The organism is Enterococcus sp. OL5 (genome assembly GCF_006491895.1).
GTDB classification, from domain to species: Bacteria; Bacillota; Bacilli; order Lactobacillales; family Enterococcaceae; genus Enterococcus_D; species Enterococcus_D innesii.
In genome coordinates this window covers 261,560-278,975 of sequence record NZ_VHIL01000002.1, presented here as the reverse complement: position 1 = coordinate 278,975, position 17,416 = coordinate 261,560, and the positions used below count along the sequence as shown (strand labels likewise).

At 42.1% G+C, this 17,416-nt stretch carries 14 protein-coding genes; 6 read left to right on the top strand and 8 right to left on the bottom strand.

Annotation, left to right across the window (positions count from 1 at the left end; genetic code table 11):
- Nucleotides 1-39: 39 nt before the first annotated feature.
- Nucleotides 40-1,176, bottom strand: a complete 1,137-nt coding sequence (locus FJU10_RS03840; RefSeq protein WP_140965241.1) for a serine protease — start codon at nucleotides 1,174-1,176, stop codon at nucleotides 40-42.
- 421 nt (nucleotides 1,177-1,597) lie between these two features.
- Between FJU10_RS03840 and FJU10_RS03835 the strand changes: the two genes are divergently transcribed.
- Together FJU10_RS03835 and FJU10_RS03830 are read left to right on the top strand one after the other, a co-directional pair.
- A complete protein-coding gene (locus FJU10_RS03835; protein ID WP_140965200.1) occupies nucleotides 1,598-2,962 on the top strand; it encodes a hypothetical protein in 1,365 nt (454 codons plus the stop codon).
- A 25-nt stretch (nucleotides 2,963-2,987) separates the two neighbouring features.
- The gene (locus FJU10_RS03830) at nucleotides 2,988-3,740 is read left to right on the top strand and encodes a hypothetical protein (RefSeq protein ID WP_185932298.1); all 753 of its coding nucleotides are present in this window, start codon (nucleotides 2,988-2,990) and stop codon (nucleotides 3,738-3,740) included.
- Nucleotides 3,741-3,821: 81 nt separating this feature from the next.
- Here the strand turns inward: FJU10_RS03830 and FJU10_RS03825 are convergent, their stop codons facing one another.
- Nucleotides 3,822-4,751, bottom strand: coding sequence for a methyl-accepting chemotaxis protein (locus FJU10_RS03825; RefSeq protein WP_140965199.1), 930 nt, complete (start codon nucleotides 4,749-4,751; stop codon nucleotides 3,822-3,824).
- 218 nt (nucleotides 4,752-4,969) lie between these two features.
- Between FJU10_RS03825 and FJU10_RS03820 the strand changes: the two genes are divergently transcribed.
- From FJU10_RS03820 to budA, 3 genes are all read left to right on the top strand, one after another.
- Nucleotides 4,970-5,929 carry an alpha/beta hydrolase gene (locus tag FJU10_RS03820; protein WP_086293658.1) on the top strand — a complete coding sequence of 320 codons (960 nt, stop codon included), beginning with the start codon at nucleotides 4,970-4,972 and terminating at the stop codon, nucleotides 5,927-5,929.
- A gap of 253 nt (nucleotides 5,930-6,182) precedes the next feature.
- Nucleotides 6,183-7,835, top strand: coding sequence for an acetolactate synthase AlsS (alsS, locus tag FJU10_RS03815; RefSeq protein ID WP_086293660.1), 1,653 nt, complete (start codon nucleotides 6,183-6,185; stop codon nucleotides 7,833-7,835).
- Nucleotides 7,836-7,853: 18 nt separating this feature from the next.
- Nucleotides 7,854-8,570, top strand: a complete 717-nt coding sequence (gene budA, locus FJU10_RS03810; RefSeq protein WP_140965198.1) for an acetolactate decarboxylase — start codon at nucleotides 7,854-7,856, stop codon at nucleotides 8,568-8,570.
- 143 nt (nucleotides 8,571-8,713) lie between these two features.
- Here the strand turns inward: budA and FJU10_RS03805 are convergent, their stop codons facing one another.
- The gene (locus FJU10_RS03805) at nucleotides 8,714-10,201 is read right to left on the bottom strand and encodes a helix-turn-helix domain-containing protein (RefSeq protein ID WP_140965197.1); all 1,488 of its coding nucleotides are present in this window, start codon (nucleotides 10,199-10,201) and stop codon (nucleotides 8,714-8,716) included.
- Nucleotides 10,202-10,653: 452 nt separating this feature from the next.
- On the opposite strand from FJU10_RS03805, the gene FJU10_RS03800 reads away from it, so the two are divergent.
- Complete coding sequence (locus FJU10_RS03800) at nucleotides 10,654-12,147, top strand: helix-turn-helix domain-containing protein (RefSeq protein WP_140965196.1); 1,494 nt, start codon at nucleotides 10,654-10,656, stop codon at nucleotides 12,145-12,147.
- A gap of 234 nt (nucleotides 12,148-12,381) precedes the next feature.
- Here FJU10_RS03800 and FJU10_RS03795 read toward each other — a convergent pair whose 3' ends face one another.
- The 5 genes from FJU10_RS03795 to FJU10_RS03775 all read right to left on the bottom strand — a co-directional run bounded on the left by FJU10_RS03795 (nucleotide 12,382) and on the right by FJU10_RS03775 (nucleotide 17,168).
- The gene (locus tag FJU10_RS03795) at nucleotides 12,382-12,759 is read right to left on the bottom strand and encodes a DUF7006 family protein (RefSeq protein WP_096742070.1); all 378 of its coding nucleotides are present in this window, start codon (nucleotides 12,757-12,759) and stop codon (nucleotides 12,382-12,384) included.
- A 296-nt stretch (nucleotides 12,760-13,055) separates the two neighbouring features.
- Complete coding sequence (locus tag FJU10_RS03790; protein ID WP_140965195.1) at nucleotides 13,056-14,381, bottom strand: sensor histidine kinase; 1,326 nt, start codon at nucleotides 14,379-14,381, stop codon at nucleotides 13,056-13,058.
- Nucleotides 14,362-15,030: a response regulator transcription factor gene (locus tag FJU10_RS03785; RefSeq protein WP_140965194.1), complete on the bottom strand. Its 669-nt coding sequence runs from the start codon at nucleotides 15,028-15,030 to the stop codon at nucleotides 14,362-14,364. The genes FJU10_RS03790 and FJU10_RS03785 overlap by 20 nt, the downstream gene beginning before the upstream one ends.
- 19 nt (nucleotides 15,031-15,049) lie before the next feature.
- Entirely contained in the window at nucleotides 15,050-15,679 is a 630-nt protein-coding gene (locus FJU10_RS03780; RefSeq protein ID WP_185938618.1) for an ATP-binding cassette domain-containing protein, read from the bottom strand.
- Between the two features lie 82 nt (nucleotides 15,680-15,761).
- A complete protein-coding gene (locus tag FJU10_RS03775; protein WP_140965192.1) occupies nucleotides 15,762-17,168 on the bottom strand; it encodes an ABC transporter permease in 1,407 nt (468 codons plus the stop codon).
- Between the last annotated feature and the right edge of the window lie 248 nt (nucleotides 17,169-17,416).

The following is a 17,416-nucleotide window of genomic DNA, read 5'->3' as shown; positions in this document are numbered from 1 at the left end:
ATGAGGTTTGTTTTTTTCGTTGCAAAATATTAGTGACTATTACGGAAAACATTTTGCGCAAGGAGTAAGTCCGCGACTTTGCGCTTCTGCTAAAGTGGCAGGCGTGTAGGTACCGTTGCCGCATTTTCTCGTATGATATTTCGAACCTGTTGGTGTAACGAGGACCGACGTTTGGGCTTGATTGCTAGCAGCGGCTGGCTGACTTTGTTCTGGCACAGCGGCGGCTGCCTGCCGTTCTTCCTCCGCCTTGGCTTGAGCGGCTGCTTGTTCGTTGGCAGCGATTGTTTGCGCCACTGTTTTTGTTCGAGTAGCTAATTCCTCATCGGGGGTCTTGAGACGAGCGACAGCATCTTCTGCACGAGCAAGGGTATCTTTTGTCGGCTCCGCCTCTGCCGCTTCCACCGCTTGGACAGCTTCTGCAACGAGTGCTTCTGCTTCTTTCTCAGAAATCTTAGTTTCTACAGTGGATAACCGACCTTCAAACGTTTCCTTGTTCAAAATCGCTTGTGCGACCAATTCTTTTGCCTGATCGAAATCCCTGCGTTCAAGAGAAGCTTCAGCGGTATCGAGGGCTTTGCCGATGGCAAGGTGTTCTTCAACTACAGCTAGCCGAGTAGCGAGATCTTCGTAGGTTTTACTTAAAGCATGAATCAGCGTCACGGCTTCGTCGTAATTCTTTTGGTTTGGCTGGGATTCGGCAAGAGCCAGTGCCGTCTCAGCTTTTTCCAGTGCTGCTTGTTCTTGTCTTTCAGCTTGCAAACTCGCTAGAAATGCGCGAGAAGGTTTGACGGTGACGACTTCTTCTTTGGTGCTTCCACCCATTGAGGCTTGGAGAGTAAATTCCTGTTCCTCTTCATCTTCAAGTTGCACGGTGTAAGAAAATGTTTCGTCCGCCAGCGAAACCTCCACCCCGTTGATCGTCAGTTGCGCTTCTGGGTTGGTTTGACCCGTAATCGCCGCTTCGCCTTGTTCGTTGGTAACCAGTTCTGCTTCATCTACGTGAAGCTCCGGTGTTGCTGCTGGAGTCATTAGTGCTCCGCCAATCAATAAGAGAAAACCACCCATAAAAATAACGATCTTGTTGCGAAGCGGCTTTTTCTTGATCAAACTAAGAACAAAAAAGATTCCGCTTACAACCATTGTCAAAAAACCAATAACAAAAATAAACATCCCCATAACTTTCTTCATTTCCTTTCTTGTGAATATTTTAATTATAACATTTTTCCTAACTTATAAGCCATTCATAACCGGTAATCAATGCTGATAAGAGTAGAAGGGAGGAGCAATCGCAAATCAATATATATTTTTATCAATAATAAATAGATTTCCTTTATTTTTTGTTATAATATGATATGTAAATGGCTGTTTTATCTGTATTGTCTTTTTCGAAAGGGCACTTAGTTTCAGTACGTTTTTTTGCTTCATCACTGAAAAAAGACGTTAAGATCATACATAATGAAACGAGCAAACATCTGTAAATCAGCAGGTTCCTGTGGTATCTTCCCCCAAAAGCCGCCATAAAAATAGACGGTTCTCCCCTCTAAAAAATCAACTAGGGTATCAACAAGAAAATATGTATTCAAAAAAAGGAGTAAAAATGAAAATCACCCAAATTCAATGTCCCAGCTGTTTGGGACGTCTAGAAGTTGATTGGGACTCAGGAAAAGCTGTCTGTCAGTATTGTTTGAACGAGTTGCTGATCAAACCGGAACTTCAAAAAACGGAACAAAAGAAACCAGAGGCCACACTCAAAGATTTAGCGCACATTCAAGGATCAGTCAAAGAAGGCTTCTATCCCTTTGCCTATGACGAAGAGGGGTGTCTCCAGGCCTTGAAAAAGCAGCTGGCTTGGCAGGACACCATTTCGGAAAGTGTCTTTTTTGAGCTCGAATTAGTTCAGCTGAAACGTGTATTTATCCCCCTGTATTATTTTCAGATCGACTATGAAGCCCAAGTAAGAGGGGCTTATGTGCATCAGGAACAGCAGAGGGGACAGGGGCGTATCAGTGCCAGTATTCATTTACATAGCAGTGGCAACACCACGGTTTTCAGTGAAGTGTTTCCGACGGATGCCCAAAAAGAGGTTGACTACAGTATCAATGGCAAACTGCCGCTGCATATTAAAAAAGGAGCCGCTTATTGCACAGAGATGCAGCAGTTTTCGGCACATAACCAAGACATCCAAGTGCTACCTTTTGATATTTCTAGAGAAACGGCACTCGCTGATCCCCATTTATTGGAAGCCTTTGAAGCGGGAGCGAGAGACTATTTGATTGGAACAGAAACCCCAAGCGAGCTTCAACTAACTCTTTTTCCTAAGCATTGCGAGACGGAAAAACTGTATTTTCCTTATTATCTCGGCGAATTCAAGTACGGAAACCAAACCTATTCTTTCGTGGCTGATGGTACCGATGCTGAACGGCTCTTTCCAACCCAGCTTCCTGAATGTGAACAGCTGGTGCAAGTCAAGAAAAGTTTTTCTAGGACCAGCAGTGTTCTTTGGCGGTTCTGCTATACCTTCTTTTTTGTGGGATTTTTTTCTGGAATTACTTCGAATCTTCTATTTGATGGGTTTTTATTACCGGCTGTTGCCTTTAGTCTGCTCGCTTCAGCGGTCATCTTGCTGATTGCTTGTCTTGCGACTTGGTATTTCTTGCTCGTACCAGAGGTCAAGTTTTTCTCAGAATACGGCAGATTCAAAGCGGAACTTTCTCAAGCATTGAGTCAGCCGGATGCATCAACGGCTGCCGTGAAGAAAGCTTTTGAAGCGCGCAGGAAGAAACTCGTCCGGAAAACAGTATTTTACAGCAGTCTCGAAAATATGGCGTATGAATTCGCCTTGATCCTTTTTTTAGCATTCCTGATTTGGTATTTCGGTTTTTATGGCTTATCGCTTCTAGTGCTGCTGGCGTTTGTCAGCTGGAATACGATCCGTATTTTTACAACGAATAGCTCTGATTGATGCATCGAAACGAAAGGATGATCCTATGGATATCATTCCCATTCAATGTCCCCATTGTTTAGGGGAACTAGAAGTAAACTGGGGTGTTGGTACGGCAATCTGTCTGTATTGCCGCGGCAAAATGGTCATCAAATTGCCCTTTGACCACGCCAAAATTGCCCAGTCCAGTTCCCTGACGGACAAACAGCTTACGCTAACCCAGCTGGCGGCTCTCTTGAAGAAAATCAGTCTGCCATCTGCTGCTCGTAGGGAAAACGCACCATCAGCCGACGTTTTCGTTGGACGGGAGCAGCCAAAACCAACGTCAAGAAACCAGACGTCTCCGATTCAAAGGGCGCCCATCCATCAGCACAACCAGCGACAAAACCGTTTGACTGCCTTTTTTCAAAAACAAAATTTTTTGTTCTATTTCTCTGGAGAAAGACAAGTGCTGCCACGGCAATGGCAAAGCCAAGTCCTTGCTAGTTTTCAAGTGCCTGAAACGGAGACACCTCTGGCACTGCTAACGGCAAAGATGACGGGCAAAAAAGCGAACGCGGGGCTGCTTTTTGGCGTCGAACGAGTGTATTTGTGCACGTACGAAAAGAAAGAAAAACGAATAGCCAGTTTTTCCTGGAGTGTTTGGACGAACCTTGCCTTTGAGATCCAGCATAAAATGTTTAGTAGCTTTTTGGTGATTCAACAGGAATACCGCATTCCTCTCCAAGCATTGGGCTTTGCGACCCAATCATTTTTGCAAGAATTACAGCAGTTGTTGCAAGAGATGGAGGCTGGCTAGTACTAAGTATCAATAAAATCAAATAAGGGATCAAATTATTGGTCAAAAAAAGAGCGTCGCAAACAGCGGCGCTCTTTCACTTCATGTGGTTTCCAACTCAGCATCGTTGGTCTCTGTTAAATACTCGGCTTCATCGTTTAAAAGACTGGCCGTCGTTCGCAACGTGTCGTAAGAATGCAAAACGGCAGCGAGACTTTTTTGCGAATCACTGATTTTCATGGTCGTCGAATCGGCACTATCTAACACGACTAAGGCTTGTCGATTGATGGCTTGCATGGTTGTGGCAATGGTTTGGGTCAACTGCTTGGTCTGTTCGGCTAATTTTTGCATTTCATCGGCAACTACCCGAAAGCCAGCTGCCTGTTCGCCGATGTGTGCTGTTTCGATGGAAGCGTTGAAGGATAGCAGTTTGGTTTGTTGTGCAATGCGGTCGATGTCATGCAGCACCGCTGTCACCTGTTGGCTATCCATTTCTAAGGCATGGGTCGTTGCTTGATTTTGATCAGACAGCCGTTTGACTTGCGCCAAGTTCTCTGACAAATGATCGACTTGCTGGTGCCCGTTGGCAGAAAGTCGTGTCAGGGAGGCAGCACTTTCTTGCACTTTTTTGATAGTGACCGCTAAGGCTTGTTCTCTTTGGGTAATGTCAAAAGCGATTTTGACGACATTGACGACTTCTTGCTGCTCATCGAGGACAGGGAAGTAGATCCCTTCTAAAATCAGTTTTTCTCCTTGTTTGTTTTTCCGAATGATTTTGTCTTGAAACCGTTGCTTTGAGTAAAGCAGTTGATTCCAGAAAGCTTGGTAATCCGTACTGACAGCATAATGGTCAAAACAAAAGGTCCGATGCGGTAAGCCAATGATTTCTTCTTGGCTGTACCCTAGGATATCAGTCATGTTGGCATTGGCGAAAACAACTTCTTTTTGCGGATCAAAGACTATGACAGCGAGTTCTTGAAAAATAGCAGCGAGCAGACGGTTATTTTGTGTTTCATCTAATGTGAATTTCATACGTACTTACCTACGCCTTTCAGTTTTTTGGGAAGTTTACACAGCGAGTGTCTTACAGTTATCGGTCATGAAGGTAAGGCAGTTAAGAGTGCAAAAACCACCTTTTTTGTCGAACAAAATGCTTGGAAACAGAAGAAAGCAAGATTCTTTGCATCAGAATGACTTGGTGGTACCCTTAAGGTCAACACGAACGATTTCAAACAAAAGGAGAGAATCGTATGACAGATAGAATTTCGTTGGAAAAAGCAGCCGTTGAATTTAGTGAGGCAAATGCACCGCACCCACGGATCTATGAATTACCGCCAGAAGAAGGGCGCGCATTATTGGAACAAGTCCAAGAGTCACCCGTCAATAAATTGGCGGTTGAGATAGAAGATCAGACCGTTGATACAGGCGAATGGGGGACCATCAATGTTCGTTTTGTTCGTCCTGAAGGAAATCATGCGATTCTCCCTGTCATTTATTATCTCCATGGCGCGGGTTGGGTCTTCGGCAGTGCCGCGACTCATGATAAATTGATCCGTGAATTGGCGGTACGAACCAACTCGATCGTCATTTTTCCTGAATATAGTCGTTCACCAGAAGCAAAATACCCAACGGCGATCGAACAAAATTATGCGGTCTTGCAGCAATTACCGGGATTTGTCGATGTCAAAGGCTTAGACCTTAGCCGTTTGACCGTGGCTGGCGATTCCGTAGGTGGGAACATGGCGACCGTTATGACCTTGTTAACGAAAGCCCGTGGTGGCATTCCGATCGCACAACAATTATTGTTCTATCCTGTGACAGATGCCCGCTTTGATACGCCTTCGTATGAAGCATTCGGTGAAAATTATTTTCTGACCAAAGAAGGGATGCAATGGTTCTGGGATCAATACACGACGGATGAAACACAGCGGAATCAAATTACCGCTTCTCCTCTACGCGCGACCAAAGAGGAGTTAGCCGATCTGCCGCCAGCGTTGATCATTACAGGCGAAGCAGATGTCTTGCGGGATGAAGGGGAAGCCTATGCGCAGCATTTACGAGCAGCTGGCGTGGAAGTCACCCAAGCACGGATGCAAGGGATCATCCATGATTTTGTGATGGTCAATGCGATGGATCAGACCCAAGCCGCACGAGCTGCCATGATACTGGCTGTCGGTTGGTTGACGGAAAAAAATGTCCCCGCAGAATAAGAAACCGACGAAAGAACTTCTTTTTAAGCGGTGTTCTGATACAGAAAAGGATGTATGGAGTGGAGCGATCCACTCCTTTTTTTGTCGGAAAAATGGAAAGACATACACCTGCAGTCTGAAGCAAATGCAAACGCTCTCTAAAAAACCGCATTTTTATAGTACAGATATTAATAAGTGTTTTTCGTTGATAAATAAATAAAAAGTGCTATTATATGTATTGTGATTAATACAGTTTTTGAAAAGAGGTAATACAGTGAGTGCAAAAGGATCAGAAATCATTGTTGAAAGTTTAGAAAATCATCGGGTGCCTTATATCTTTGGGATTCCTGGTGCAAAAATCGATGGCGTCTTTGACGTGTTGAGTGAACGGGGACCAGAGTTGGTTTTGGCACGACATGAACAAAACGCGGCATTTATGGCACAGGCAATCGGTCGCCTGACAGGAGAGCCAGGAGTCGTCATTGCAACAAGTGGACCAGGAGCCAGTAATTTAGCGACTGGGTTGGTCACGGCAACTGCCGAAGGCGATCCCGTCTTGGCACTAGCAGGCCAAGTGAAGCGTTCTGACCTTTCAAAATTGACCCACCAAAGCATGAATAATGCGGCGTTGTTTGCGCCGATCACGAAATTCAGCAGTGAAGTCCAAGATCCTGAAACCCTTTCTGAAAGTATTGCCAACGCTTTTCGCATCGCAAAAACAGCGAAAAAAGGGGCGAGCTTTTTATCCATTCCTCAAGATGTGACAGACGGAACTGTCCAAGGGGCAGCGATCAAACCACTATCTTCGCCTAAATTAGGCAGTGCCGATGCAGAAGATATCCAGGCACTCGTCGATCGGATCAAAGAAGCCAAACTGCCCGTCTTACTCTTAGGGATGCGGGCTTCAGGCGTCAAAGAAACACAAGCGATTCGTCATTTAGTTGCAAAAACTGGGTTGCCTGTCGTAGAGACCTTCCAAGGCGCTGGGATCATTTCTCGTGAATTAGAAGAGCATTTCTTTGGCCGCGTCGGCTTGTTCCGCAATCAGCCCGGTGATATGCTGTTGAAACGCAGCGACTTAGTGATCGCTGTGGGGTACGACCCGATCGAATACGAAGCTCGCAACTGGAATGCGGAAAAAGATGCCCGCGTGATCGTCATCGATGAAGTACCGATGGAGATCGATCCATTTATGCAGCCCGAAGTTGAACTGATGGGCAGTATCGCGAAAATTATTGAACAGCTATCAAAAGCCATCGATCAGTATCACTTGAGCGAAGACGCTCGCAACTATTTAACGACGCTGCAAACCAAACTCAATGAAAAACCAGCGGATGTCGAAGGCAGCAACAATACCTTACATCCCCTAGAAATCATCGATGCTTTGCAACAAGAAGTGACCGATGACATGACGGTGACGGTGGATGTCGGCAGCCACTACATTTGGATGGCCCGTCATTTCCGCAGCTATGAGCCACGACACCTGCTCTTTAGTAATGGCATGCAGACCTTAGGAGTCGCTTTGCCATGGGCGATCGCTGCAGCGCTCGTGCGACCAAATACTCAAGTGATCTCTGTATCTGGCGATGGTGGCTTCTTGTTTTCTGCCCAAGAGTTAGAAACAGCCGTCCGTTTGAAACAAAACATCATTCACTTGATTTGGAATGACGGTACCTACAATATGGTGAAATTCCAAGAAGAAATGAAATATGATCGTGCTTCTGGGGTTGATTTTGGACCAGTTGATTTCGTAAAATATGCCGAAGCATTTGGTGCCAAAGGTTTGCGGGCAACCACTAAACAAGAATTGATGGCAGCCATCGAAGAAGGCTTTGCCACGGATGGTCCAGTGATCATTGACATCCCTGTGGATTATTCAGATAATGCCGATCTGGGCAAAACGATCCTACCTGATCAATTTTATTAAGACCAAAGGAGCAGCAAGATGAAAGTGAAAAACAAAAGTTATTTATATCAGCATGGTACCCTAGGTGGGTTGATGCAGGATTTAATGGATGGCACGGAGCAAATCGGCAAAATGCTTGAATATGGTAATTTTGGGATCGGTACGTTGGCTGGTTCCAATGGGGAAGTAATTATTTTAGATGGTGAAATCTACCATGTAGACGAATCGGGCAAGGTGCAAGTGCTCCAAGGAAATGAAGGAACCCCTTTTGCGGCAGTCGTTGATTTTTCTGCGGCGAAGCACCTACAGGTCAGCCAAGAGATGACCGATGAAGAAGTGAAAAATCACGTCCTGACAGAAGTCAGTCCGAATTTGTTTTCCGCTGTCAAAATCCATGGGGTATTTGCCAAGATGCACGTCCGCGTTGCCCCAAAGCAAGAAAAACCGTACCCAAAATTCATTGAGATCATCCAGCATCAGCCGGAATTTCAAGCAGAAGATATCAGTGGTACGATCGTCGGGTTCTTTACCCCGTTGTTGTTCCACGGTGCTGCGGCCGCCGGTTTCCACCTGCATTTTATTAGTGATGACCGCACATTTGCTGGTCATGTCTTGGACTTTGAAGTGGCGGCAGGCGAAGTCGAATTGATGGAACTAGCTGAATTTCGTCAGCATTTTCCTATTGATAATCAAGATTACTTGCAGCGGGAGATCGATGTTGCAAAAATCGCCAAAGATATTGAATCAGCGGAATAAGCAACGGTAGATTTCTTAATAGACAAACGATAAAAAGCAAGCTAGAATCGCATTCTAGCTTGCTTTTTGTTATGGACGGTTTTTTGTAGCATGACAAGCTACCCGTGTTCCCTTGAGATCTCCTTTGATTCAGAAATCGCAAATCAATTGTTATCTAATACGACTAAGCGTAATATTCGTGTGTTGATTTTATTCAATAATCGATTCCAGTCGGAGGCATCGGGGATCGGTTTTAGCAAGATGCTTTCGACGTCCAATAAATACTCTGTAGCATATTCAGAGTAATTAGTAATCAAAAGCTCAATATTTTTTTCCTTCAAATATTCGTGTGACAGTTCATTCGAATCAGGATAGTACATCGTATGATAGGCACCTAGGTAGCGACGAATAATATTTTCAGCATACTCGCAGACATATTCATTGCCTTCAAAAATCACGGCAATCGTCCGTGGGGAGCCCCAGTTTGCTTCCTTGATGGATTCCATGTACATAGTGAGACTGGCACAAAAGTCATTTAAGTATTTTCGAGAATAGAGCTTTTTCACTAAGGTGTGTGTAAAGAGGAAATCATAATTTTTTTGATACTCTTTTGCGAACTTCTCTTTGACAAATTGATTTAAATCATCAATGTTTATGTTCATAGTCAAAGAGAGCAGTTCTCGTAACTTTACTACGATGAAAAAAGACTCAAGCCAAAGGAAGTCTTTTCGTTCATCGAGACTGTTGCCTTGGTTTTCTGCATAAAAATCGCTGACGATCTGTTTAATTTCAGGCCAATAGTTATATGTTCGACAAAATTCTTCGCAAGAAGGACTATTGATTTTACGACGGCAAATAATACAGGTGAAAATATAAACAGCTTCTGCCTTAGGAAGTTCATAATTAAAATGTCGTTGCATGATTTTTTGCAACTCTTGATATTGTGATAACAAATTATTTTTCTTGATCAGTTCATAGAGCTCAGAAGATGGTTTTGCCAAAAGACCTCGTTTGCTGCGCTCGATGCTGATGTAAAGAACATAGGCAAAATAGGAGAAGGAAGAAGACTGCATTTGTTTTGCTTGCAGAAGAGCAGTGATCTCCTTGATTGCTTCTTGTACATTGATTGAAGGAAATATCGTGTTGATGTTGATGTCAGACTCATAGTAAAAAAGACAAAAAAATTTACGGATATCAATTTCAGATCCTGCAAATGTCACTGGATTAGTCTTAAGACGAAGGTTAAAAGGATGTAAGTAAATTTCGATTTTTTTAAAATAACTAAGCAATGACTGCTCAGAAAGGTTGAGTGAAAGGCTCCAATCCATCAATGATTGGACCTCATTAAAAATGATACTTTCGAAAATCAAAAAAATTGGTTCATCCTTGACCATGGCTTGTTTTTTTCTGCGATAAGATTCGTGATCAAGCTCTTCGAAGAAATACCCGACTTTAGCCGCATGGATTTCGATTGAGTCACTAAAATATTTCCGAATACTAGCGATATCTGAGATAACCGTCCGCGTACTACTTTTGGTTATTTTAGCCAAGTCGTTAAGAGTACAAGTGGGATTTTTTTCAAATTCATCTAATAATTGTAACCAACGAACAAGAGAACGATTTTTCATGAATTTTAATTGAAATGTTTTCATAGTAGTCTCCCATCATATAAAATAGCCATTTATAAAAAAGGTGTGCAATCCTTTGGTTTGTGTCGGTCATCGATGGCCTTTTAGCAAGAATAACGCAAAGCAACTCTTGGAAGCAATCTGACGCTAAAACGGAGCTTTCATGCAATTTCCATGATAGCCAAAAGTTGCCTCCTTTGTTGTCAGATATGTATCAACTGAAAGAGTTTTGACTGTCAAATCAAAGAACCATCCTGAAATTTACTATTTTTCTTAAATAAACGCAAATTCCTTGCACTATTTTAATCAATAGTTACAATTATTGTTGTACAACAGAATGGGGGAAAGCAACTTTTTTCACCCGTCTATGAAAAAACAAATTTTTTAGCTGAAAGAAAACCCGGTATAATGACATCTCCTAGGCGCCTTCTTGCGCAAATCAGTAAAAACGATGTTTTTCAGTAAGGAGCTTATTTTTGAAGAATTTCCAGTTAAGTTTTGTCACAAATAAATCAACGGCTAGATGGTTCCAAATTCTCAATGCCTTTGAAAAAAGTGAGATCTGCAGTGCGAGTAGCTTGGCAGAAGTCACAGAAAGTACTACAAGAACGATTGGAAAAGATATTGGCGGAATCAATGAGTACTTTGCTGGCTTATTGCAAATTTCTTCGACGAATCAAGGGTATTTATTTGAATTGAACAACTACCCAAGATATGAAAAGAAAAAAGCATCCCTGCTAGCGAATGAGCCCTTGTTTCTTATGCTGGAAAATATTTTTATGGGTGAGTTGAAATCTATTGATGAGTGGACCGACTGTCTTTTTCTATCTAAAAGCACCTTGTCGAAATATTTGCGGCGTATCCATCAACAGCTTACTCATTTTGATTTGACCTTAACACTGGATCCTGTGAATATCGTAGGCGAGGAAGCAGATATTCGGAATTTCTTCTGTACTTTTTTCTACGAGACAGACATTACCCCTCACACGGTTTTTCCGACGGTAGCGGTTCAACAGGCAGTCACTGAAATCAGTGGGATGTTTGAAAAAAATAGCTATCATACCGCCTCATTTTCTCAATACAGTTATCTGCTGCATATTTCGATCGAGCGATTTTTACAAGGGCAAAGGATTCAGGTAAAAGAAGAGTTATACCATGCTTTGAGACATAGTATCCAACTGATGCACTTTCAACGGATCAATGAAGTGATAGACAAGTATTTTGAGTTTCAGTTTCCTCACGATGAGTTGGTCTTTTTATTTGTGATTATTATCACAAAAAGGAAATTGCAAAATGTCATCGTAGAGCAAAAATTCTGTCTCTCGTATAATCACTGGCCAAAAATTCGCGAATTGACCAACAGTTTTTATCAACTCTTGAATGTCACCAGTCCAAACCCAAAAAATGATTTGATTTTGATTGAATCTTTTTTTACTACTGCTAAATTGAGGGAATGCTTATCGACTTCAGCGAATCGCAATATTTGGGACGTCAATACTTTTATTCGTAAAACATTTCCGAAAGAATTTGCTTTTTATCAACGATTCTTAGAGAACAATCCTTTTTATCAAGAGTTGTATTCTCCTCAATATTTGCCGGATTTTTGCGCGAATTTAGTTATTTATATCGAGTCTGTTCGTGAGCGCTATTGGTTTCCCCGAAAAAACATTGCCTTTATTTTCGAGGGCAATCACCATATCGTTCAGTACATTGAAGGGTGGTCCAATCGGTATTTCAGCTGCTCTCACCGAGTATTTTATCCGGATTCTGGCGAAGTCACCCCCCACTATTTGAAGCAAAATCAGATCGACCTGATAGTTACGAACTATGCAGAGCATGCGTCCGCTTTTCGCGATACCATCGAATGCATTGTCTTCAAAACGATTCCTTCTTCCTCTGATTGGAATCGACTATTGGAAAGAATCAACCCGGATGTCACGCGACAGTTCGCGCTAAAAGACCTCTTCTAATTTCTCTTCACCTACAATTATGAAGAGTCGCTAGAAAAGGTCTTTTCCAATTCTATACGAATAGCATAAGCAAAGCCCAGTTCCTTCAAACTATCTAGCAGTCAAGGAATTGGGCTTTGGTTTTAAAGGCTTGTTTTTACACAAAAAACATCGATTTTGGGGATGGGGAAGTGTCAATGATAGTGAGTACAAGCCTTTTAAAACAAATGAGTTAGGGAGAACCAGTTTAGCTATTTACTGTGCTTCGCTTAAATAAATCAAGCTCCAAGGAGCTTTTTGATTCAGTTGAATTCCGGTCAATTCCCGATAAAAACAGGTTTTGTCTTTGACAGTCAGCTGAATGATCTCTTCTTGCGTGTATTCGTTTAAAGCACTTTTTTTTAAGTTGTACAGCTCTTTTAAGATCTGCAACTGAGCATCAATGTCCAGCAACAACGACATCTTTTTGAAAAAACTATTATCGGAGTCGTTGTAGATGTTTAGAAAACGTTGGCGCAAGGATAAATAAAAGTTAAAGATCTTAGGGTCTTCGCTAGAACAGCTAGAATGAATAAATTCTTCATCGAAAAAGTTTAAATATTCTTCAGCTGATTGAATCGTTTTTAAGTTCATATCGATACTCCTTCATTATAGTTGACTTGTAGTGAAACCTATTTGATTCGATCATCGAAAGCATTTGCGGCAACTGGGTATCTGACAGGAGGCACTCGTATTTACAGGAGCGTTTTGCAGTCGCAGTATCAACGAGGACTTTCGTTACATCCAATGTACTTGATTTCTCATGGAGTCTCAAACGCGTTTTTTCGCATCCATACGAAGAACTTTTTTTCGTTGATGAATCAGTCAATAAAGTCAAGAATATACGATATCTTTTGTTATAAAAAATAAAAGAGGACGAGTATAGCGGCTTAGTCCTGTTTTTTATATATGGATACGGTGAAATCTTTTTGACAATCAAATGTAAAACCATAGTGCGAGTGTTTTAGCATTGTTTTGACGATATACAGACCTAAACCTGTACCAGCCTCTTCTCCATAAGAGAAGAAGGGTTTGGCCAAATCTGAGTGTTTCAGCGGCCCAGTTTTTTTGATAGGGTTTTTGATCGTTAATTGTTTGTTAGTAAGAATGATCGTGACGACGCTGTTGGGTGGGGAATGAAAAATCGCATTGCTCAAAAGGTTTGAGAAAATTTTCTTTGCCAATTTCGGGTGGTAGAAAAACGTCAGCTCTTGTTGTTGATCAATTTCGATCCGCAAACCTTTATCACTCCATAAAACTTCATATTCTTCGATCAAGTGATCGATCATTTCCCGCACAGAAAGTGGTTGGTCGTCATGGGCCTGTTGGTTGTGAAAAACGAACAGGATTTCTTTGATCAACTGCTGCAGCTTTTTCAATTCATTTTCTGTGGCTAGAAGGGACTCTTGCTGTTCTTCAGATAAAGAGTCATCTCTGACATTCGCTAATAGCAGTTGGCTTGCCATGATCGGTGTTTTCATCTCATGGGTGAATCCTTCTAGCAATGTTTTTTTCTCTAACTCCAGCTGTTTGATCTGCTGAACTTGTTCCAAGGCGGCCCGCTGGGCACATTGGAGTTGTTGATATAGGGCAGTTACTTGAGTTTCGATCACTAGATAATCATGCAATTTGATCATGGTATTTACGTCATGAATCTCCTCATACGGAATATTTTTTTCCATCATGTGGAAGACAGACGCCAGTTTGCTCTTTTCGTTTCGATATAAGTAGGTATACAAGCCGCTTCCAGCCAAGGTCAATAGGCTAACTAGCAGCAAAACAAAAGGTGTTGCTAGCCAAATGATCTCTTTTACATCGACGGCACTGATTTGGACAGGGTAACTAACGTAAACTTTGTAGCCATTAGTGTCAAACGTCGATTGATACCCGTTGGTGAGATGGATCAGCTCACCTTTTTTCGCGGTGATGGGTTGCTGGATGGGATAGATGGTATTTTGCTGGGCATCAAAAATGATTATGGTATAGCCATCGATTCGATAACTGTCCAAACGTTGGAAAGAAAGTTCATCGTCATTGACAATATCAAAAATTTCCCGGACTACAGTGTCAAAGACCGCTTGTTGTTTCATTTCGATCCGAGGACCGATATTTAGTAAGAAAAAACCTATCACGCTCACAAAAGTCACGAATGACATTGTCAATGTAAAGAAGCAGATGATGCGAGTCGTTTTCCATTTAATTCGTTTCTTTTTCAATTCGGTACCCGATCCCTTTAACAGTTTGGATGATGTCTTTGCCTAATTTGCTACGGAGGTTTTTAATGTGAACATCGATCGCCCTAGAGTCGACAAAGGAGTCATAGCCCCAAATTGTGTCTAAAAATTCTTCACGGGAAAAGACTTTTCCTTGACTTAAGAGCATCATTTGCAAGAGCTCAAATTCTTTTGAAGTCAATTCGATCGGCTGGCCTTGCCTGTGAACTTGATAGTTATTGATCTCCAATGTCAAGTCGTTATACGTGACCGCCGCATTTTCTTTGTGACCGACTCTGCGCAAAATCGCATCGATTTTTAAAGCGAGGATGTTGGTAGAAAAAGGTTTGATTACATAATCATCGATCCGCTTGTTGTAAAGGTTGATCTGAGTGAATTCATCGTTCAATGCGCTGATCACGATCACCGGGATCGGGTTGTTTTCGCCTAACTCATTTAAAAACGTTTCTCCGCTCATTTTAGGTAACATCAAATCGAGTAAAATCAAAGCGAAAGTTTTTGTCTCTAGGGCGTTCAAAGCAGCTTCCGCTTCATCAAAGGCTGTGACTTGATAGCCTTCTTTTTGTAAACTCAACTGGATGCCTCTTCTGATTTCATCGGTATCTTCAATAAGAAGAATTTCTGTGGCCATGGATTACTCCTTTCTATTACTAAAGAAGGGTCAATCGTCCGTTTTTGATCGTATATACATAGTCTGAGATTTCTTTAAAAGTTAAGTCATGGCTGACGATGATGATACACTTGCCTGCATCCCGCAAGTCTTTAAAGATCGTCATGACATTTTCACTGTTTGCCAGATCCAAGCTGCCAGTCGGCTCATCGGCGATGATCAGATCAGAATCTAAGGCGAGAGCTCGGGCGATTGCCACCCGCTGCTGTTGTCCCCCAGACAACTGGTGACATTTTTTGTGCTGTATGTCGCCACAAATCCCTACTTTGTTTAAATAGCTGCTGGGAGACTGAGGGTTTTTAACTTTGTGGATATTTGTGGCGATCGTGATGTTTTCCAACGGTGACAAATAAGGGATCAAGTTGAGGGACTGGAAAATGTAACTGATTTGCCGGCGATAGGAGACTAAATTCGTCATTGACTGGCCTTTGAACTCGATTGAACCGCTTTGCAAAAATTCAAGACCGGAAATCAAAGACAAAAAAGTGCTTTTTCCGACACCAGATTGACCAATAATCGTGTGGATCTTGCCAGCGTCAAACACTTGACTGACATTTTGCAAAATAGTCTCATCTTTGTATGAGTAACTGATATCTGTAATTTTGAGCATTTGATCTTCTCCTTTAGTATTCATCAAATATGTGAATGTTCTTTAAAAAAATTGGTATTTTTAACTTTTTTTAACATTTTGCTTATTCGTTATTGGACAAGATCTCTTTGGGACTTCTCTTAATGATCTTCATAGTTGGCAGGATCGTTGTGACACAAGTGATGACTGCCAATAATGAAAAGATGACTGAAGAAAAAATGAGCGACTCTTTGAAATCAGTTTGCTGGATAGAGACCTCGGTGTTGAGTTTGGTGCTTTCATCTTCCACATAATTGTCTCCTCGCGGCATGCTCAAGCTGCTATTGTCACTAAGTTCCCCCATAGAAGCTTGCATTTGTTCATTGACGACTGCACTTGCTTGAGGTGCGATCACTGTGGTGGATAAGGCGAAACTGATACCGAAGCTGACGACCAAAACGATTGCGACTTCTAAGAACATCTGCAAAAGGATGTTGATTTTTGTTTCTCCCAATGACAGTAACAAGCCGACTTCGTATTTACGCTCTCGTAACGAGAGCATCATAATCAACCCGATGACGATCAAGGCAAAAAGGATCAAGAAAAGCTGAATGAAGTTCAAGATCGAAGAAAAATCTGTAATCATTGATTGGATCGTTTTGTATTGCTCGTAGGAGCTTTTGAATGCGACCTGCTGGTATTTACTGTTTTCAGCATCTAATTCATTCAAGAACTTTTGTGTATCCATCGGATCTTTCAAGCTGACTTTGATTTTGTCATAACCCGCCATCAAAGGAGTGTTTTCACCAAATTGCAGTTCTTTGACTTCTTTGAGAACCCTTCGTGTCGAAAAAAATAACCGCTCTTCATTATCTTTGTGGGGGCGAGGACTATTGGCAGCTAACTCATAAATACCAGTGATAACCCCGCTTTTTTTCAAAGCTTCTTGTTCTTCATCGAAACCCGAATTGAAATCCAACGTTAAAGGGTCACCAATGCTTAGTTTGTGTTTTTCCGCATACTTTTTCGAGACCATGATTGGATAAGTCTCTTTGTTATTGGTAGTAAGATCGCCCTCAATGATCTGCAGATTGTATTTTGCTAATTCAGGATCGTTGCTGTCATAAATTTCGATTTCATTGGAAGGTTCGATTATACCTCCCGGCACCTTGTCTTCATGTTTTGGTGTCCGGTCAGCATACTGGGTGAATAGCTGGGTCGCAGCGCTGACGGAAAAATCTTCGACATAACTGGATTTTTCAATTTTCTCCAGCAATTCTTCATTCAACACATCGGTACCAGATTGCAGATCACCGGAATACATGGACTGAAGGATCTTCTCATAATCCAGCTCGATGGTTACTATTGAATTCAAGTCTTTTTGGACATTTTCCAATACTTTTTGCAGTTCGTATTGGGTCAGCCTCGCCGTGATCAAAAACGTTGAGACGACCAGAAACAACCCGCCAATGATTGCGGTCCGTTTTTTGAGACTGGTGATACTTTTGATGATACGAGTAAAAAAGTTCATAAAATTCCTCCTTTGATATGCGAAAGTATACAGGAAGAAGGTTAGCCGAATATGTGGTCAATATGTGTTTCGTGTGAAGTTGGCGAACGCTTGAAGGCTTTCCTGTCATCCCATGGGCGCTAGGCTCATCTCCGTCATTTTTTCAAAGGTGTGATACTATAGAATTATCTAGAAAAACGATCCTTTGATTTAAGTCGCCAATACCAAAACAGTGTCAAGACACGCAGTTGCAGTGAGACACAACCGTC